Origin of the sequence: Timaviella obliquedivisa GSE-PSE-MK23-08B (genome assembly GCA_019358855.1) — a bacterium.
Classification (GTDB): Bacteria; Cyanobacteriota; Cyanobacteriia; order Elainellales; family Elainellaceae; genus Timaviella; species Timaviella obliquedivisa.
In genome coordinates, this window is record JAHHII010000001.1 from 373,294 (window position 1) to 391,880 (window position 18,587).

At 48.4% G+C, this 18,587-nt stretch carries 17 protein-coding genes; 11 read left to right on the forward strand and 6 right to left on the reverse strand.

Annotated features, from left to right (window positions below; genetic code table 11):
- Positions 1-13 precede the first annotated feature (13 nt).
- Complete coding sequence (locus KME11_01800; protein ID MBW4513943.1) at positions 14-3,022, reverse strand: MFS transporter; 3,009 nt, start codon at positions 3,020-3,022, stop codon at positions 14-16.
- Positions 3,023-3,174: 152 nt separating this feature from the next.
- Entirely contained in the window at positions 3,175-4,092 is a 918-nt protein-coding gene (locus KME11_01805) for a tetratricopeptide repeat protein (GenBank protein ID MBW4513944.1), read from the reverse strand.
- A 327-nt stretch (positions 4,093-4,419) separates the two neighbouring features.
- Here KME11_01805 and KME11_01810 point away from each other — a divergent pair, with 327 nt between their 5' ends.
- Positions 4,420-5,580, forward strand: a complete 1,161-nt coding sequence (locus KME11_01810; GenBank protein ID MBW4513945.1) for a hypothetical protein — start codon at positions 4,420-4,422, stop codon at positions 5,578-5,580.
- 13 nt (positions 5,581-5,593) lie between these two features.
- On the opposite strand, the gene KME11_01815 is transcribed toward KME11_01810, so the two are convergent.
- On the reverse strand, positions 5,594-6,793 hold the full coding sequence (locus tag KME11_01815) for a homocysteine biosynthesis protein (GenBank protein ID MBW4513946.1): 1,200 nt from the start codon (positions 6,791-6,793) through the stop codon (positions 5,594-5,596).
- 231 nt (positions 6,794-7,024) lie between these two features.
- Here KME11_01815 and KME11_01820 point away from each other — a divergent pair, with 231 nt between their 5' ends.
- The 4 genes from KME11_01820 to KME11_01835 are packed head-to-tail and all read left to right on the forward strand — an operon-like array spanning position 7,025 to position 8,696.
- Positions 7,025-7,240 (forward strand): hypothetical protein, encoded by a 216-nt coding sequence (locus KME11_01820; protein ID MBW4513947.1) that lies wholly within the window; start codon positions 7,025-7,027, stop codon positions 7,238-7,240.
- On the forward strand, positions 7,237-8,160 hold the full coding sequence (locus KME11_01825) for a homoserine kinase (GenBank protein MBW4513948.1): 924 nt from the start codon (positions 7,237-7,239) through the stop codon (positions 8,158-8,160). The genes KME11_01820 and KME11_01825 overlap by 4 nt, the downstream gene beginning before the upstream one ends.
- 22 nt (positions 8,161-8,182) lie before the next feature.
- The gene (locus KME11_01830; GenBank protein ID MBW4513949.1) at positions 8,183-8,425 is read left to right on the forward strand and encodes a DUF4160 domain-containing protein; all 243 of its coding nucleotides are present in this window, start codon (positions 8,183-8,185) and stop codon (positions 8,423-8,425) included.
- Positions 8,400-8,696: a DUF2442 domain-containing protein gene (locus KME11_01835; protein ID MBW4513950.1), complete on the forward strand. Its 297-nt coding sequence runs from the start codon at positions 8,400-8,402 to the stop codon at positions 8,694-8,696. The genes KME11_01830 and KME11_01835 overlap by 26 nt, the downstream gene beginning before the upstream one ends.
- Before the next feature lie 124 nt (positions 8,697-8,820).
- Here the strand turns inward: KME11_01835 and petD are convergent, their stop codons facing one another.
- From petD to KME11_01850, 3 genes are all read right to left on the reverse strand, one after another.
- Positions 8,821-9,303, reverse strand: a complete 483-nt coding sequence (petD, locus tag KME11_01840; GenBank protein ID MBW4513951.1) for a cytochrome b6-f complex subunit IV — start codon at positions 9,301-9,303, stop codon at positions 8,821-8,823.
- Positions 9,304-9,354: 51 nt separating this feature from the next.
- Positions 9,355-10,023: a cytochrome b6 gene (locus KME11_01845; GenBank protein ID MBW4513952.1), complete on the reverse strand. Its 669-nt coding sequence runs from the start codon at positions 10,021-10,023 to the stop codon at positions 9,355-9,357.
- Between the two features lie 89 nt (positions 10,024-10,112).
- The gene (locus KME11_01850; GenBank protein ID MBW4513953.1) at positions 10,113-11,366 is read right to left on the reverse strand and encodes a 1-acyl-sn-glycerol-3-phosphate acyltransferase; all 1,254 of its coding nucleotides are present in this window, start codon (positions 11,364-11,366) and stop codon (positions 10,113-10,115) included.
- A gap of 177 nt (positions 11,367-11,543) precedes the next feature.
- On the opposite strand from KME11_01850, the gene KME11_01855 reads away from it, so the two are divergent.
- The 6 genes from KME11_01855 to KME11_01880 all read left to right on the forward strand — a co-directional run bounded on the left by KME11_01855 (position 11,544) and on the right by KME11_01880 (position 18,263).
- Complete coding sequence (locus KME11_01855) at positions 11,544-12,719, forward strand: transaldolase (GenBank protein MBW4513954.1); 1,176 nt, start codon at positions 11,544-11,546, stop codon at positions 12,717-12,719.
- A gap of 76 nt (positions 12,720-12,795) precedes the next feature.
- Positions 12,796-13,560 (forward strand): sirohydrochlorin chelatase, encoded by a 765-nt coding sequence (locus KME11_01860; GenBank protein ID MBW4513955.1) that lies wholly within the window; start codon positions 12,796-12,798, stop codon positions 13,558-13,560.
- 104 nt (positions 13,561-13,664) lie between these two features.
- Positions 13,665-14,435 carry a uroporphyrinogen-III C-methyltransferase gene (cobA, locus tag KME11_01865; protein MBW4513956.1) on the forward strand — a complete coding sequence of 257 codons (771 nt, stop codon included), beginning with the start codon at positions 13,665-13,667 and terminating at the stop codon, positions 14,433-14,435.
- Positions 14,436-14,577: 142 nt separating this feature from the next.
- Positions 14,578-14,985: a DUF29 domain-containing protein gene (locus tag KME11_01870; protein MBW4513957.1), complete on the forward strand. Its 408-nt coding sequence runs from the start codon at positions 14,578-14,580 to the stop codon at positions 14,983-14,985.
- Positions 14,963-15,940 carry an RluA family pseudouridine synthase gene (locus KME11_01875; protein MBW4513958.1) on the forward strand — a complete coding sequence of 326 codons (978 nt, stop codon included), beginning with the start codon at positions 14,963-14,965 and terminating at the stop codon, positions 15,938-15,940. Before KME11_01870 ends, KME11_01875 begins: the two co-directional genes overlap by 23 nt.
- A gap of 610 nt (positions 15,941-16,550) precedes the next feature.
- Positions 16,551-18,263, forward strand: a complete 1,713-nt coding sequence (locus KME11_01880; protein MBW4513959.1) for an ATP-binding protein — start codon at positions 16,551-16,553, stop codon at positions 18,261-18,263.
- Positions 18,264-18,587: the final 324 nt, after the last annotated feature.

Here is an 18,587-nt window from a genome sequence, read left to right on the forward strand (position 1 = left end):
GACGACGCTGAACTCAGCCCAGACGCTCGACCAACCGCAGTTTTTCTCTAGCAGAAGGCGGCGTTTTGCTTGAAGGGGTTGAGTTCAGCCCTAATTCTGCCATCAATTGATGAACTTGAGCAGAAACCAAGGGATTAGGATCATCTTTTAATGAGGGCAAAATTTGAGGAAGAACTCTAGGCGAGGCAACTTTCAAGTAGTTTAAAACAGCTTCGCGGACAAATCCAGTGGGAGAGTGCAAACAGGCTAAGGTCGGGTCAGCCGTTAGGCTCCAGCGGGCTTTGCTGGCAATGTGAAAGCAGCACGCCAGCACCCAGTCAGAGAGTAAATGGCGCAAATCAACTAAATGCCGGAGGCGATCGCTCGGTGTCATCGGCACATAGGGCATAAAATCTTCGAGGATTTGCAGTTTCTCTAGGGTAGGCTGGCGATCGAGAATATTGAGCAGCACAATTTTGCTGGAAATTTGAATGGTGTTATCCAAAATTTCCAATCCCTGCGCTATGCTTTCCCGCGCATTTGATTGCAGACTTAGAGATGCCGCTTGAATGTTGCTGGGTTCGTACAAAAACTGCATTAACAGAAATAAGCATTCCACCGCGTCTTTTTCAGAATCTTGAAGGGCGCGGTACAGAAACTGGGCTTCTTCAGTGGAGACAGTTTCCAGCTTCAAGTCTTGCAGGCTGGCGTAAAGATGCGCCAAGAACAAAATCTCCTGGTTCATCATGGTTTCTACCCCCGATCGCCCCAGCACGTCTGAAACCGCATCAATCCCGGCTTCGTTAGGCAGACGCAGCAAAACTCGCAGTAAACTCCGGCGGCTAGCTCCCCAAGCGGTCATTAGATGATTTACCAATGCCCGCGTTGACTCCATAGAGCCAATTTCGCCAATGGTCATCCAGGCTTGATGGCGCACGCCATCCGATTTATAAGGATCGGCAGCCAGGTTGATTAGCAGCGGCAGGGCTTCGTTTTGCAACTGAATCAGCGATCGCTTGGCTGCATCGCGGGTAGATTGAAAGTGAAAGCCTCGGATCAATGCGTCATAGTAATCATCGAGTTGAGTGGCGGCGATCGCCTCTAGCATGGCACATCGCACCCGTAGCGATTCATCCTGCAAAAGCTGATCAATGTAAAGGCGCAAAGATTGAAGATAAACGGCTTCACCCAACGCCCGACACCCCATAACGCGCTCCCGCTCCTGCTTGTGGGTCAACATCCGCCGCAAAATGCCAGTTGCTTTTCCCTTCTGATTGGAATCTCCATGACGCAAAGTTAACGAAGCCGCCAGCCCCCGCACCACCGGATCAACTTCATCTTTCATGTAAGCCTGAAGCACCTGGAAATCAGGATTCCCATCGGTATGCCAGATGAACTTCAGTGCCACCGCTAACACCTCAGGATGAAGACGTTGCACCGCTATCAAGTCCTTCACTGCACCCAAATAAGCAGGATTAGGGTAAGCAAGCATTGCTTGTAAACTCTGCCGCTGGAGCGCCGGAGAAAAAGTTGGCAATAAAGGCGACAGGACTTCTCCCACGCTTTTAGGATCATGATGAGCTAATAAATTGATGCAAGATTTCTTTTCGCTTTCGTCCTGCGATCGATTCAACGAGTCTACAATCCCTCTCATAAAACCTCGCATATCTGCCTTAGACAAGCTCAAATGTCCTCCCTGCTCAGCGCTCAGCACCAGCACCTCCACATACTTCGAGCGAAGGAACCACACTGTCAAAACCCACAGCAGCGCGGTCAAGGCAGTAAACAGCAGAAATACCCAACTCTGATTTTGGGCTTGATTGTTACTGTGCAAATGTTTCAGCACCGAAATTGTCCCCAACATTCCTACCCCAGTTAACCCGGTAACCAGTGGCTCTGCAATTCCCCGCACCATTGATTGAATTCGGCTCCGATTGGCGCTAGGAATGGGATGAAAGAGAACAGGCGCAATACTGGCAATCAAGGTATATCGCAAAAGTTCATCCACAAACTTTAGCGCTACCGTTCCATGAAACACATTTAAGATGCCACAGAGGGTTAAAAAACTGACAAAACCTAGTAGCGCAGGCGGTACAGCCGCAATCCAAAACACGCCCAAACGCTCAATAATTCGCCCTGAAATAAACCATTGGGTTGTCAACTCTACAATGCCTAGAAAGGCGCTAAATAATGCCATGAAGTCGGCAATTTTCTCAATTCGTACATCCAGACTGAGTTCAATCTGACTAAAGTACTGAAAGTCGAGCAAAACCGCCACAACTTGCACCATCACAAAAAAGACGACAACCAGGCTCACATAAGTCCACAACGAGCCACGTAGACGAATTGCCGTAAAGTCTTGCTTTTCAACGGTGCGCCGCCGAGAAGCATCTGGGAAAAAAGGGCGATAGGCTTTTACCAAATAAAGTAAGATACATGCCCCAATGAACAGCATCACACCTGCTGCCATGATGACATTGGGCAGCCCGATCGCACTCCGCAGTACTGGTAGCGAAAAGCCGCTGACTACATCTGCTGCCAACACGCCGCTGCTAATTAGCGGGTATGCCCGTCGAACTTCTCGGATAGTGAAAAGTTGGTTGGCAGTAATAGAGGTATTTAGCTCATTGACGACATGGATGGCTTCGAGCCATAGCCGCGCCAAAAAAATGGTATACCCGCCCAAAACTGCTGCCTGTAAATCTAGCCCGAAGAGGAAAAGCGGTAACCCAATCAACCCTGCTGTTAAAACTAAAACCCAACGTAGGGGCAAGATTTTTTGTAGCCCAGAATAGGCAAATCCAATGACCGAACCGATCGCCGCACTGGCAATATAAATCCAGGGCAAAGACGCAGCGCCATACTTTCCCAAAAACAATGCCGCTACACTGACTTCTAGCCAAAGAATGCCGACTGAAGTGAGCGTGTAAAAAAGAAACATCAAGAACGCCCGTCCGCTCTCTTCAGGACGAATATTGAGCAGCCGCAACCCAGATCTCAGGATATTTTTGGCTTTGGCGATCGCTTTTCCGTCTGGTTTCATGGGGCAATGATCCTGCAAGCAGCAAAACTATGACTCAGGATACCCAGATTGAAAGAGGATGTGGCGATCGCTTTTAGTAGCAGGACGTTACGAATGATGGGTTGTTTGGTGAAAGCGATCGTTACTTAACTATCAGCATTACAACGTAGGACTTACTCGTTTGGAGTCGGGCTCGTCGCTGGAGCCGGACTTGCTTCGGGGGAAACTACTGGAGTTGGATCTGCGCCCGGAGAGGTGATCGGGGCAGCAGGAGTAGGTGGTTGCCCAGCAGCAAGCTGTTTAATCCGATCCTTAAATTGGGCAGGAGCCAGAGCTTCAGCAGAAGCAAAGAGAGGTTTGGCTTCAGCATCCTTGCCTTGATCTTGCAGAACAAGCGCTTTACCCACGATCGGGCGATAATCTTGCCGATCGCGCTCTATAGCTTTATCAAAAATGGCGATCGCCTCATCAAACCGCGATTCAGTGGCGTAAACTTGCCCCAAAAGCATCTGAACCGCAGTCACATCCACACTATCTGGCTTAATCTTGTTTGCTTCCTCAGCCGTCTTCAGAGCATCTTGCAACACGCCGACTGCCGCTTCCGGTCGCTGCTGTTCTAACAAGAGCGCCACCAAACCATTCAAAGCCTTAGGGTTACCAGGCTGAGCCGCCAAAATTTTACGATAAGCTTCAGCCGCTCCTTCTCGATCCTGAAGCTGCTGCTTAGCTTGAGCTAGCAAAATGCCATAGTCTGCCTCGGTGGGGTTAAGTTCTGCTAATTTTTCTAAAGGCGCGATCGCCCCTTTCACATCTCGTTGCTGAATCCGTACATCTACCAGACCCCGAAGCGCCGTCTGATTATTAGGTTCCCGCTGAAGCACTGCCTGATAACCCCGTGCAGTTTCCTCTAACTCTTTTTGTGCCTCAGCAGAAGGGCTCGCCATGGCAGAAGGCGAGCTTGCTGCCTGGGGACTACTCTGAGATAGTCCACTTAAGGAAGCCGCCAGAGGCACGCCAATTAAGGCGATCGCCGCGATTCCAGAGACAATAATGATAAACCAGCGGTTGTTACGTTTCTCAGACACAGCAATTCAGCCCAAACTCTACTGCTTGCAATCTTAGTCTTTGTTTGGCGCAATGACAGAAATGCCTGGATTTTCTAGAAATCCCTGATTTGACTAATATTCACCTGTATAAACAACTTGAATGACCTGATTTAGATGACTTTCACAAAAAATCCTCTTATCCTAGGCAATTATTGGCAATTATTGATAGCAGAGCCAATTTGGCGTGAATGCTAACCTAGTGGATAAGCCTGCATTAAGATTTGAGGTTTGAATCTTCATCAAAGATTTATACCTCTGTTTTAATGGTGAAGCGTAGTGGCATAGGGTTCTGCTGGAAAGGAGGTCTTGAAAGTGAGTTCATCTCAAAATAACGTCCCTCAGTCGCCAAAAGCGGCTTCATCTGAGAATAAACAGGCGAATGCTTCGGCTGCCCCGCCCCCTAAACCTACCGCGTCACCTGAAATCATCATGGATCAGCATCTCAAATCAACGCTTGTCGCCACTCCCCCTGCCCCTCCAACTCCTCTAGAAGTCATGTCATCTACAGCCCCTGATCAGGCAGAATCTGCTGTCGCTCCTCTCTCTACCTCCACCACCGAGTCTATTGCCGAAGATTCTCCTCAGCCTACTATTCTCAGGCAACAGCCTATTCCGCCAGCCAGCGAACCCATGCAGTATCGGGCGATCGGTTTGGTACGAGGTAAATACGTTGCTACCGAAGATCAGTTTACTAAAGGCAACATTATTACTGACGATGGTGCTGCTGTAGATGCTGTTCTCCTGGGTCGGGTGATGAGTTTAGTTAAGAAACATATCAATTTAGAGCAGTCTCATCTTTGGGTCGTTTATCCTCGCACCCGTGAGAATGTGGAAGGTCTCCATGTGCAAATTGTGGGAGTTTGGGAACCTGAGAAGCTCAATCGTAGCGAAGCTCCTGGGGATACTGAAGCTGTGAATGGGGAGCCGACAACAGAGCCTGCTATTGAACCTCAGCCGGAACTGGGTGAACCTGATGACAAGTACTTCTCGGTTCGCGGCGAGGTGGTGTTCCAATCGCCTGACGATCGCAAGCTGTTAGTCAAAATTCGTCGCGCCCCTCAACAGGGTTCTGACGAGTCTAAAATCTTCAAAGTCTCGGTGCAGGGTGTTTTGGAAGGCAAAGTAGTCGGATATTTTTGGGATTTGCAAGTCGAACGCCAAGACAATAACTTGGTTTTGCGTGAAGGTACTCGAATCGGTATTGTGCCCCCTCAAAAGCGCAGCGCTTCGGACAGTGGACGAGGTAACGTTCGTCGGAATGCATCTCCTCGCCGAGGTAGCTTTAGTCCTCCTCGGCGGGAAGGCGGCAGCAGTCAACGTCCCATTCGGACAGGAGAACGTTCAGAGGTGGGCGATCGCCCTAAACCCATAACCAGTCAACCCGCCAGCCAACCCAATCCTCAGTTTTCCAAACCTATTAAGCGATCGAAGGAAGTCAAGCCCGAAAATTCCTCTGTCCAACCCGAGAGCTAATTAACCTGGAACGTTAATCTAGATTAATCTGACCGCCCCATCGTTCTTGTGCCAGAAATGCTCTGTCCATAGGAATTGGGGCGGTTGGTGCAGTGAGAGTAAATTCTCCTGCTTCGATCCACTGCTTTAGCTCTAGTGCCACCTGACGCGATAGAAAAAGGCTAGCAAGGGGGGCAACTCGCACAGATTTGCCATCTACTGTGATTCGTCCAGATTTGAGTTGGGCATAGCTCACTAAGCCAAACGTGGGACGAATGCGTCGAGGAATCGAAAAATCGACTACAGGGGCAACCAAATCTTGGTCGAGGACGGCACAATGGGCGATCGCTTCCTCATTTAACACCGGTAAAGGAACGCCTACGCCCAGCATCAGAGACGAGCCATAGCTTTTGAAATAACAGCCTCGAACCCAGCGAGCCTGCATTTGTTTGGCATCGCCAATGAGCGCTAGCGTTGCTGCCGGACCAATAGGTGTGTGGTTAGGCAAACGCTTTTGCAGCGAAAAGTGCTGAGTGCCTTCCCATGCCACATAGCCCACGCCACCGCCCAAGAAGATCTTGGTGCCAATGCCGACTAACTGCAAGTCGGGATCGTTCATGAGAGGGGAAAGGGCACCGGGGTTGGAGTAGACAGCGTTGCCTAAATCGGGCTGAAGGCAACCAAGGTAAGTGTAAAGGGGGCGATCGCCCCCATTGACTCCTACAATAAAATTTTGGTAAAGATTACGCGGGTTGAAGAGATAGAACTGGTTAATGGTGTCGCGGCTAATGGTGGTTTCAAAAGAAGCACGCGAATAGCAATCTGTGACTTGCCCGATCGCCTTCAAATGCACGGGTTTTCCGGCAATCAAATCGGCAATGACATGACCGCCGCCCCGTTCACGGAATTCCTCGTGATCTGAAGATTCGCTCATGCCCGTGTAATCTGCCATCTGGGTCGCGCCCAAATACAAATCGACTGCGCCAAATCCAGAGTATGCCGATACGCCATCCAGCCAGCATTGCCTAATCTTAATGGGTGGATCGGTTTGCCCAATATTGAGAATAGCGCCAGAAGATTCCATCGGCTCAAAGGTGCCTGTAGTGACCACATCTACTTCTTTTGCTGTCTGAGCCACGCCCACTTCTTGAACTCTTGCCTTTACCTCTTCAACGGTGAGAGCGATCGCCTTTTTCTGTTGAATTTTTTCATTAATTTCGTCGATCGTTCGCATGGGGGAAGGAAGTGGGATAGCCCTTAATTTATATCTTTTTCAGAAAGCGAGCTGCTACGCAGATACCGCAAGGGTCGCTGTTGTCCGCGCCAAAGCAACAGAATCGCCATCACAAGGCTAGGCAGAAGGATGGCAATTAGGGCGTTAGTTGAGGTGGCTGGGATATGGAGACTGGGAGCAAGGTATTTGATGGCGACGGAAAGTGCGGCGGAGATCAGAAGAAGTTTAAGGATGAGCCAGGTTTTATCATTCATGGAGCGATCGGGAAAGTTTGAAAAGATTGACTTCAACTTAGTACAGATTTGGGATGGTATGGAAATGAATTATTTTCCTGTAATCTTGTCCTGTGTCCTGCCTCGCATTCCCTGGTTTCTGGTAACGATGGCAATTCCTTCTAGTCATTCGCAAGTCGAGATAGGCACAGCATTACTCCTATTGGTTTTTTGATGGTTACCATTACTGTTCCGGCTACTACCGCTAATTTGGGTCCTGGGTTTGATTGCTTGGGCGCGGCTCTAAGCCTCTACAATCGCTTTCAGTTTTCGTTACTGTTGGCTGATGAAAAGGCTGTAGTGATTGAGGTGACTGGACTTGAGGCAGATTTGGTAGCCAGGGATGAAAGTAATTTGGCTTATCGGGCGTTTACTTATTTCTATCAGCAGATTGAGCAAGCCCCACCGCCTATCCATTTGGCGATCGCCCTAGAAGTTCCCCTAGCGCGAGGGTTAGGCAGTTCTGCAACGGCGATCGTGGCGGGACTATTGGGCGCAAATGAGTTGGCAGGATCGCCTGTCTCGCAAGATAGGGTAATGGAAATGGCGATCGCCCTGGAAGGACATCCCGATAATGTGGTTCCGGCACTGATCGGTGGCTGTCGGCTATCAGCATCAGGCTCAATATCAAGCAAAGACTCGGGCTGGACAATCTGTGAAGTTCCTTGGCACAGTGATATTGTGCCAATTGTGGCAATTCCCAACTTTGAACTCTCAACTACTGAGGCTCGACGGATATTGCCCCAAAGCTATAGTCGGGCAGATGCAATTTTCAATATGGCGCACTTGGGGCTATTGCTACGAGGCTTAGAAACAGGGCGGGCAGACTGGCTCAGCACAGCCCTACAAGACCGAATTCATCAACCTTATCGACAGCAGTTGATCCGGGGGTATGAGGCGGTGCAACGAGGGGCGATCGCGGCTGGAGCCTATGGCATGGTCATTAGTGGCGCTGGTCCAACCCTGTTGGCGATCGCTCCTATTGACCAGGCGGCTAACGTAGAGCAGAGAATGGCGATCGCTTGGACAGAAGAAGGGGTCGATGTACAGACTCAGATTTTGCAGCTAGATACCACTGGGGCAGTTGTGCACTAAGCCTTTGTATAATTTAACGGTTATGCCAACAGTTCTTAGAGTAAGGTCTTATCGCTTCTACTTTTACAGCCATGAACCAAATGAGCCACCTCATATTCACATCGATCGGAACTCATTATCAGCTAAGTTCTGGCTAGAAGAAGTCGGCTTAGCAACTAATATCGGCTTTAGCGCTAAGGAGCTACGGATTTTGCATTCTCTTGTAAAAGAGCATCAGAAAATTTTGTTGGAGGCGTGGTATGGGTATTTTGGCAATTCGGGCTGATGAGAGAGTTAAAGATGTCCATTTTACACAGGACTCAATTACTGTTGATCTCATAGATGGTCGAACTATTACAGTACCACTCGTCTGGTATCCGAGACTGTTAAACGCTACCTCTCAACAGCGGCTGCAATGGGAAATTTGTGGCGGCGGTTACGGCATTCACTGGGAAGAAATTGATGAAGATCTAAGCACTGAAGGGATGTTGCGGGGCGCGCCTGCTCCCAAAGCAGACAGCCTCCCGTCCCAGGGACTTTCTTCGCAAGCTCCTTGAATTCTTAGCTTTCAGCCAAGCTCAAAAACAAATTTGGCACCTACTCAGGCTAGACAGGATAATGAAACCCAAAAAAGCCAAACTAGATGCCAAATTTAGAGGAAACCTTCTAGCTAGCCTTGCCTTAGAACAAGCCCAAAGTTAAAGACTTGCTGATAGGGAAGGTTGCACCAATGCCCAACCATAGCGTAAAGACGGTTCCAAATAGGAAGAGCGTAGTAGCAAGGGGACGACGGAAAGGATTCTGAAACTTGTTGACGTTCTCAATGAAGGGAACCAAGATCAAGCCTAACGGTACAGCAGCCATGCAAGCAACGCCAAGAAGCTTGTTAGGCAGAATGCGGAGAAGTTGAAAAACAGGGTACAAATACCACTCTGGAAGAATTTCTAGAGGCGTTGCGAAGGGATTAGCAGGTTCGCCGACCAATGCAGGGTCAAGAACGGCTAGAGCGACGCAACAGGCGATCGTTCCTAAAATTACGACGGGGAAAATGTAGAGAAGGTCGTTAGGCCAAGCGGGTTCACCATAATAGTTGTGACCCATGCCTTTCATGAGCTTCTCACGCAAAATTGGATCGGCTAGATCCGGCTTCTTTTGGGTTGCCATGGTGAGTGTTCTCCTTACAAGGTTAAAGCGGGAAATATCTTGATCAAAGGCTTACAGAGGGCCAGAGATGCCTTGCTTGCGAATCATCAAAAAGTGAAGCAGCATGAAGACTGCAATGAACCAGGGCAAAACGAAGGTGTGAGCGCTGTAGTAGCGAGTCAGGGTTGATTGACCGACGCTAGTGCCGCCGCGCAACAGGTCAGCAATGAGGTGTCCAACCACGGGGATTGCTTCAGGTACGCCCGATACAATCTTGACCGCCCAATATCCAACTTGATCCCAAGGTAGAGAGTAGCCTGTCACGCCAAATGAAACAGTAATGACAGCTAAGATTACGCCTGTTACCCAGGTTAACTCACGGGGCTTTTTGAAGCCGCCAGTTAGGTAAACACGGAAGACATGGAGAATCATCATCAGAACCATCATGCTGGCAGACCAGCGGTGAATAGAGCGGATGAGCCAACCAAAGCTAACGTCAGTCATCAGGTACTGCACCGATTCAAAGGCTTCGGTAACAGTAGGTTTGTAGTAGAAGGTCATCGCAAAGCCAGTGGCGAACTGGATGATAAAGCAGGTCAGCGTAATGCCGCCCAAGCAATAAAAAATATTGACATGAGGAGGAACGTACTTGCTGCTAATGTCATCGGCAAGCGCCTGGATTTCGAGACGCTCCTCAAACCACTGGAAGGTTTTTGAGTCGGTTACTTGCTTTGTAAACATGAATCGAAAGTGCCCAAAGTTATTATTATGGCTGTCAACAAATGTAACATAGCTCTCAGGTTCATTTCATCCTGAAAGAGTATGACAGATTAGGGTTTTAGATCCTTTTGTGATGGCAGCTTCTTCAGTTTAGGCGAACCTTGGGCGAACCGAGGCGATCGCTCTGATAATTCGTTCAAATTCTTCTGCATCATTATCTGAAACTGCTGGAGTAATGAATCAACTGTGGCTGAACGATCTTGAACATAAGCCTGAAAATAATCTTTCAGGTTCACGGGTTCGCCGACTTGTAAAATGGCTTGCCGATGCCCTTTAGGTTGCGGTTGGTCAATGTCAAATACCTCACGTTCAAACCGGACTAACGTATCTAAAAAGCGTTCGGGCGTGGGGTGAGCAGCCACGTAGCCGTCGTAAATAGCATCGAAGTTAAGCATTCGCAGACTCGCTTTACGAATTATGTCCCAGCCATCTGTGCCATCGGGCAGCAGCGTATTGATACGAGAAGAGAGAATGTGGCGAATCCGGTAGACGCGCTCTCGATGGGGCTCGTGAGGGGCAGGCGTTAAGCCCAGTCTTAGTTCGCATTGCTGGAGGGCTTGGAATTTCAGGACAGCAATGCGCTGGTTCCAATTGGTGCTAGCAGGTGGAGTGATGCCATACTCCTGTTCGTAGCGGCGCAAAAGCTGGGCGGCAATAGCTCGGAGGCGCTGGTAGTAGTCGCCTTGTTGAGAAAGATTAAGGGCTTGTTCGAGTTGGTTAAGAGCGTGGGCGATCGCCTCTGTCATATCTCCGGTATAGCGATACTTGAGGCTGACGGGAACCACGTAAAAATCTTGCACTTTTTTGCCCCGCTTGACCTGCTTGGTCATTGCCTGGAGCGCCATTTGCACGCCCCCAGAGCGAAAAGGCATGATGGTATCGTTTTGAAACGAGCATCCTCCTTCGGGGAAAATTACTAATCGACAGTCACGCTTTTGCATCAGGGCAACGGTATAGGCGATGCTGGAGCGATCGGCAAGCCCTCGCCGAATGGAGTAAGCTCCCAAGCGTTGATAAAACCAGCGCTGTACCTGATCTTGAAATTGTTCGTAGGCTGCCAAGTAATAAAACGACACTCCCAGCCGAGCCGACAGCAAAAACATTACCATAGGGTCGTGGAAAGTTGGATGATTGCACAAAACCAGATAAGGTTTTCCCTTCAGTTTTCGTAGGAGTGCCAACGACTCTGGTGCAACCACCAAATCGACCTGCATGATAAGCCTTGCGACCCATGGCAAGACTTTTTGAGCAAGCCAGATGAGATAGAAATTACGTTTTGGAGGATAGAACGGTGTCTGAACCATGAGATAGATGCAAGTAAGCCAACATTAACGATACAAAACAAAACAAAATCTCAAGCCCGAATTCAAGATCTGGTTGGGTACAAGATCCGGAAAAATGTGGAAAAAACCCTAGATCCCCATTTTGCCCTCGTATCATGACAGCGGGGCTAGGAAGTACGTCATAGAGGAACTAAAATCATGTCTAATTTGTTAGAGCAATTGAAATCCATGACCACTGTCGTTGCTGATACGGGAGACATTCGGGCAATTGAGCAGTTTACGCCACGCGATGCCACTACCAATCCTTCATTGATCACAGCAGCGGCACAAATGCCGGAGTATCAAGAGATTGTTGATCAAACCTTAACTCAAGCGAGTCAGGATGCTGGACAAGATGCAAGTGCAGAGGAAATTGCGACTTTAGCGTTCGATCGCCTTGCTGTTTCATTTGGGCTAAAGATTCTAGAAATTATCCCGGGTCGGGTTTCTACAGAAGTCGATGCTCGCTTGTCCTACGATACCGAAGCCACGATCGCCAAAGCCCATCAGATTATTGCCCAGTATGAAGCAGCGGGTGTATCGCGCGATCGCGTCTTGATTAAAATTGCCTCGACTTGGGAAGGTATCAAGGCGGCTGAATCCTTAGAAAAAGAAGGAATTCACTGTAACCTGACGCTTTTATTTGGACTGCATCAAGCGATCGCCTGTGCCGAGGCAGGAATCACCTTAATTTCTCCTTTCGTCGGGCGAATTTTAGATTGGCACAAAAAAGAGACTGGCAAAGACAGCTATGCTCCTGCCGAAGATCCGGGCGTGGTCTCAGTCACAACCATCTATAACTACTACAAAAAGTTTGGCTACAACACCGAAGTGATGGGAGCCAGTTTCCGCAACTTAGGCGAAATCATTGAATTAGCAGGCTGCGATCTACTGACCATCTCTCCTGCACTTTTGGCAGAACTAAAGGCAAGCACTGATAGTTTGCCTCGCAAGCTTGACCCAGCAAAGGCAGCGGATATGGCGATCGAAAAAATCTCCATCGACAGAGCGACCTTTGACGAAATGCACGCTAGCGATCGGATGGCAACAGACAAACTAGAAGAGGGGATTAGCGGCTTTACTAAAGCACTAGTTTCCCTGGAACAGCTTCTAGCCGAGCGTCTGGAGCGCTTACAAAGCCAAGAATCTACTCCTCCTGCGGCAGCCGACGTTTTCCTGGTCTATGACTTAGATGGCGATGGCTTTATTACCCGCGAAGAGTGGCTGGGCACTGATGCGGTATTTGACGCGATGGATCTTAATAAAGACGGCAAGCTTAGCGCCGAAGAAATGGGCGCAGGCTTAGGCACAATGCTGCACTTGGCGAAAGCCTAGTTAACCTGCAAATTACTCCAGGCTCCCATCTCCAACTTAAGTTGGGAGTCTCTCAATTCTATTTTTATTACTTGTGATGCTGCCCAAAACTTCTTCCACTTACTTACTGGTGTCTCATGGCAGCCGCGATCCTCGTCCTCAAATTGCAACTGCCCAGTTAGCGGAATTAGTGGCTCAGCAGTTAAAGACGGTGGGAGAGTTGCAGCCTTTAGTCAAAACCGCTGTGTTGGATTGTGCTCCCACGCCTTTACATCAACAAATTCAAGTTTTTGCCCAAGAGGCACGCGCTTTGAGAGAGCTTCAAGGACTCGACCCTACTCACCTGCGTATCTCTGTTATTCCACTCTTTTTGATTCCTGGCGTTCACGTTGTCGAAGATATTCCGGCAGAGGTGGCGATCGCCCAACAATTTCTAGGCGACTCCATTGTCCTCAAGATTTGTCCTTACTTAGGAACCGATACTACCCTTTATGAACTGCTGACTCCTGCTACGCAGTCTGCTGCTAAGACAGGTTGTGTGCTAATGTCCCACGGTAGTCGGCGGGCTGGCGGAAATTCACCTGTAGAGGCGATCGCGACTCATCTCAAAGCGCTGCCTGCTTACTGGTCTGTTACACCCAGCCTAGAAACTCAAGTGAGCAATTTGGTGGCGCAGGGATGCGAAGAAATTGACATTTTGCCCTACTTTTTGTTTGAAGGCGGTATCACTGATGCGATCGCTCAAACCGTTGCCCAGCTTAACCAGAAATTTCCTGCTACTCACCTTAAAATGACTGAAACGCTGGGTGCAAACCCTGTCTTAGCAACACACATTGTCAATCTAATTTCCTACAATTTCTAAAATTTAGGATATTCTTATCTTGCAGTTTTTGATACTAATCCATCTGACTTAGCCCTACATACTTAATAGTCAGTTAGTTTTCATTAGGTTCAGTCAACATTTTCATGCAGCAATCTCCTTCTATGCAGGGCAAAGTTTATCTCGTAGGTGCAGGGCCGGGTGATCCGGGGCTGATGACATTAAAAGGCAAAACCCTGTTGGAATGCGCCGACGTCGTTTTATACGACGCACTCGTGAGCCCTCAAATTTTGGCAATGATCAATCCTGTTGCCGAGCAAATCAATGCCGGCAAACGCAGCGGACGGCATTCGTTACTGCAAACCGAAACAACACAACTCCTGATCGAGAAAGCTCAAACCCATGCGGTAGTCGTGCGGCTCAAAGGCGGCGACCCCTTTGTGTTTGGCAGAGGCGGCGAGGAAATGGAAGATTTGGTCAAGGCAGGAGTTTCTGTAGAAGTGATCCCCGGCATTACATCGGGCATTGCGGCTCCGGCGTATGCAGGCATTCCACTGACCCATCGCAATCATAGTTCTTCAGTTACTTTTGTGACAGGGCACGAGTCGGCAGGTAAGTATCGTCCGGCTATCAATTGGCAGGCGATCGCCCATGCTTCTGAAACGATCGTTATTTACATGGGCATTCACAATTTGCCCTATATTACCGAGCAGCTTTTTGCCGCAGATCTATCGCCCGAAACCCCGATCGCCCTAGTCCGCTGGGGAACTCGTCCTGAGCAAGAGGAATTGATTGGCACGCTAGGGAACATCTTGCAGAAAATTGAAGCGGTCGGGTTTGAGGCTCCGGCGATCGCGGTCATTGGCAATGTCGTCAATCTCCATAGTGTTCTGTCAGACAGTCGCCCAAGGGTCTGAGGATTGGCGCTACAATAGCTTGATGCCTTTGCGACTCAACGCAAAATTAGGAGGTTCGTCAGTGAACCCAATTGAAACAAGCCAAATTACCTCATTTTATGCCGAAGATTTTGGTTTATGGATTGAGTAAACGATTCGGCAGTTGCAAAACCATAAATTTGAGGCGTTAGATCTCGAGCATCTGGTTGAGAAACTGGTAGATTTGGGGAAATCGGAAAAGAATGCGCTGAAGAGCAATCTGACCCTTCTGCTAGCACATTTGCTTAAACTCAAAGTTCAGCATGATGTCTCTGAGCAGATGAAAGGTAGTTGGTACAGTTCAGTGTTGGAACATCGCCAACGAGTGCTTAACAATCTGATAGATACGCCTTTTCTGAAGACTTTTTTGGCAGAGGCAGTAGAAAAAGCTTATTTAGATGGTCGGGAACTAGCGATGAGAGAAGGTAAATTGGCAAAGTTAGGAGTACGAGTTCTAGAGGAAAACGAATATCCCATGACTTGCCCCTTCACAATCGAGCAAATTATTAATGAGGACTTCCATGGAGATTAGCGTCGAGGAATCAGGATCAGGCGCTTTGCTTTCTCCAGTCAACCTGCAAGTTCTAGAAGATAGCGATCGCCTCGATCGCTTCTTGTCAGACCAACTCCCTGATCTCTCCCGCGCTCGTATCCAAAAGCTAATCGAGCAGGAGCAAGTTCTAGTTAACGGACAAATTTGTGCCTCCAAAAAAGCCTCGGTACAAGTGGGCGATCGCATCTCTCTCTCTTTTCCCGAAGTGGCTCCTCTTGACTTGCAAGCCGAAGACATTCCCCTAGATATTCTCTATGAAGACGATCATCTCATTATCCTGAACAAGCCCGTTGGCTTAGTCGTTCATCCGGCACCGGGGCATGAGGGAGGCACGCTGGTGAATGCGCTATTGGCTCACTGCAAAAACTTAGCGGGGATTGGTGGCATACAGCGTCCTGGCATTGTCCATCGCCTTGACAAAGATACGAGTGGGGCGATCGCCATTGCTAAGACCGATCAAGCTCATCAACACTTGCAAGCTCAGTTCAAAACCAAGACAGCGCGACGAGAGTATTTAGCAATTGTCTATGGTGCTCCGGCTCCTACTGGTACGATTGATGCTCCTGTAGGTCGTCGTCCCAATGATCGCAAGAGAATGGCGATCGTTCCTGAGGAAAAAGGCGGGAGGCGGGCTATAACCCATTGGCAGGTAGAAGAGCGTCTAGGAAACTACTCGCTGGTACGGTTTCAGCTTGAAACAGGACGAACTCACCAAATTCGGGTGCATAGTGCTCACATGGGTCATCCGGTAGTGGGTGATCCGGTTTATAGCTTAGGGAAATCGGTAGGAGTCAAACTACCAGGGCAAGCGCTTCATGCCTGGAAACTGAGGCTTTTGCACCCGGTAACCGAAGAATGGGTAGAGGCGATCGCGCCTATTCCTACTGTTCTGACCAAGCTCCTAGACGTACTGCGCAATCGATCGGCAAACTAGGCTGGCTTAAATTGAAGCTATCACCAGGAACACTTGAGTTAATGCTGCAAAAAAATAACGCGAGATAGTTTATCCCGCGTCATCCCGCAACTGTCATTGAAACTTTAAGTCGAAAAAATGCATTTTACCTGTGTTTCCTCGACTTACCTAATATCCTACGTGTAAATATTGACTTTCAGAGATATTAAGCACTTTAGTTTACATTAAATTAACAAAGTTACCTTGAATTATGAAGCTTTATACTTCTTAAGAGAATAGAAAACCCCTCACTTTCTCAAGAACCTGAAACCTTTAAGCAGTTTCTACTCTTTCAAAAGCAAGGAGATTTGATCTCAAACCCTTAGTCATCATTACTCTTTACGCTGCATCTTCGCTGGATCAGTACAAATACGGAGCCTTGATTTGAGCTTTATAGAAAAAGCTAGCCTCTATTATTATTTTTATAGAGTCTAAGCATTGACGCTACTCGAAAGTTTTCATTCCTACACAGTCAAAGACAAATGTTTAAGGACTTTGCCCTTACTTGTTAGAACGGACGTATTAGCCGATAATAGAACGGGCGTATTGAAGCTTCATCAATCGATCGCCTCCATCTTTTCTGAGTCTGCACATGAATCCAGAAAAACCACTTGGTTCCGTTATTCAAGGTTCTCTCAGCAAGGGCCTAGAAGTACGGCTTCATCCCGATGTAGTAGTAGAAGATATGCGAGTCGGAAAATTTTTGGTAGTGCAAGGCGTGCGATCGCGTTTTTTCTGCATGTTAACCGACGTTGCCCTCGGTACAGCCAGCCAACGAATTTTGGCGAACCCGCCCGATCCAACCAATACATTTCTGCAAGAAGTCCTCTCTGGGACAGGAACCTACGGCACCATTGACCTAACTCCCATGCTAATGTTTACGCCGAAAGATGAGGGCAAAGTAGACAAATCTGTCATCAAAAATAAAAGTAAATCGAACCTTGCTTCCTATGAAGCGAACACCAGTGCCGTAGAACTCTCGCCCGTTAAGACGATCCCCAGCCACTTTAGCCAGGTCTACGATGCGATCGAGCGTGACTTTCGGGCAGTCTTTGGTTGGGAAGACGATCCTCATCGGCGCAACTTTTCGGTTGGACAGCCGATTGACATGGCAGTACCCATTTGTATTGATCTCGATCGCTTTGTCGAACGCAGCAACGGTATTTTTGGTAAGTCAGGAACCGGAAAATCTTTTCTGACCCGACTTTTGCTATCGGGGATCATCCTCAAAAGAGCAGCAGTTAATCTCATTTTTGATATGCACTCTGAATATGGCTGGGAAGCTGCCCGAGAAGGCAAGCACTTTAGCACCGTCAAAGGATTGCGGCAGCTATTTCCTGATCAAGTGCAGGTCTACACTCTTGATCCCGACTCAACTAAGCGGCGGGGCGTGCGCGATGCTCAAGAACTCTACATTAGCTATGACCAAATTGATGTAGAAGATTTAGCCTTAGTGAGGGGCGAACTAAATCTATCGGAAGCTAGCCTGGAAAATGCCATCATTTTGCGGAACGAATTTGGCAAGGCTTGGATCACTCGCTTGCTGTCAATGAGTAATGAAGAAATTCAAGAGTTTTGCGAAGTCAAAATGGGCAGCAAGTCTTCTATCATGGCGTTGCAACGTAAGCTAACTCGCTTAGATGACCTGAAATATTTACGTAGCACCAGTGCTAAAAACTATGTAGGGCAAATTTTAGAGTCATTAGAAGCGGGAAAGCACGTGGTGGTTGAGTTTGGCTCTCAGTCTAATATGCTGTCCTACATGCTGGCAACCAACGTTATTGCCCGTCGGATTCATGCCAGCTATGTTCATAAAGCAGAAAGATTTTTGCAGAGTAAAAACCCGATCGATCGCCCCCATCAGCTTGTCATTACGATTGAAGAAGCCCACCGCTTCCTTGATCCCGCTACCGTTCGCCAAACTATTTTTGGCACTATTGCCCGCGAAATGCGCAAGTATTTTGTGACCTTGCTAGTCGTTGATCAGCGCCCCTCTGGCATCGACAATGAAGTGATGTCGCAGGTCGGAACTCGCATCACCGCCTTGCTAAACGATGAAAAAGACATTGATGCCATCTTCACTGGGGTTTCAGGCGGGCAGGCCTTGCGATCGGTGCTGGCAAAGCTTGACTCTAAACAACAAGCGCTGATTCTAGGTCATGCCGTTCCTATGCCTGTTGTGATCAGAACGCGCCCCTACGACGAAACTTTTTATGCCGAAATGGGTCATACCAATTGGGACGATCTCTCTTCTGAAGATCTTTTCACGGCCGCAGAAGCCGCCAAAGCAGACTTAGGATTTTAGAACAAAGAACGTGAGCAAAACGCTCTTAACGTGGCTTAGTTCGGTTTCCTCTCTGTACTTCCCGTACTTCTGCTGAAAGAAAAACTGAGATGATATTGAGAATGTCCGAAAGGTGGCATTCATCCGATCGGTCGATTCCCTACCTCTTTACGGGAGATTAAATTTGTATTATCATTGTATTCAAAAGCAAACTCGTAACGATTCCGACTTCTTCCATCCTATTGTCACCCTTGCCCATCACCTGTAGGAACTGACCTAATTTCGTCTTTGGAAGAGATGCAAGAGACGAATTCTAACAACCTCTAATGTCAATTCATTTATCTG

Coding starts and splice junctions, on each gene's coding strand:
- KME11_01850 (MBW4513953.1), bottom strand. CDS start 11,366: ATGGTTCAGACACCGTTCTATCCTCCAAAACGTAATTTCTATCTCATC.
- KME11_01860 (MBW4513955.1), top strand. CDS start 12,796: ATGCTGCCCAAAACTTCTTCCACTTACTTACTGGTGTCTCATGGCAGC.
- petD (MBW4513951.1), bottom strand. CDS start 9,303: ATGGCAACCCAAAAGAAGCCGGATCTAGCCGATCCAATTTTGCGTGAG.
- KME11_01875 (MBW4513958.1), top strand. CDS start 14,963: ATGAGGACTTCCATGGAGATTAGCGTCGAGGAATCAGGATCAGGCGCT.
- KME11_01800 (MBW4513943.1), bottom strand. CDS start 3,022: ATGAAACCAGACGGAAAAGCGATCGCCAAAGCCAAAAATATCCTGAGA.
- KME11_01830 (MBW4513949.1), top strand. CDS start 8,183: ATGCCAACAGTTCTTAGAGTAAGGTCTTATCGCTTCTACTTTTACAGC.
- KME11_01855 (MBW4513954.1), top strand. CDS start 11,544: ATGTCTAATTTGTTAGAGCAATTGAAATCCATGACCACTGTCGTTGCT.
- KME11_01835 (MBW4513950.1), top strand. CDS start 8,400: ATGGGTATTTTGGCAATTCGGGCTGATGAGAGAGTTAAAGATGTCCAT.
- cobA (MBW4513956.1), top strand. CDS start 13,665: ATGCAGCAATCTCCTTCTATGCAGGGCAAAGTTTATCTCGTAGGTGCA.
- KME11_01820 (MBW4513947.1), top strand. CDS start 7,025: ATGAGCCAGGTTTTATCATTCATGGAGCGATCGGGAAAGTTTGAAAAG.
- KME11_01845 (MBW4513952.1), bottom strand. CDS start 10,023: ATGTTTACAAAGCAAGTAACCGACTCAAAAACCTTCCAGTGGTTTGAG.
- KME11_01880 (MBW4513959.1), top strand. CDS start 16,551: ATGAATCCAGAAAAACCACTTGGTTCCGTTATTCAAGGTTCTCTCAGC.
- KME11_01815 (MBW4513946.1), bottom strand. CDS start 6,793: ATGCGAACGATCGACGAAATTAATGAAAAAATTCAACAGAAAAAGGCG.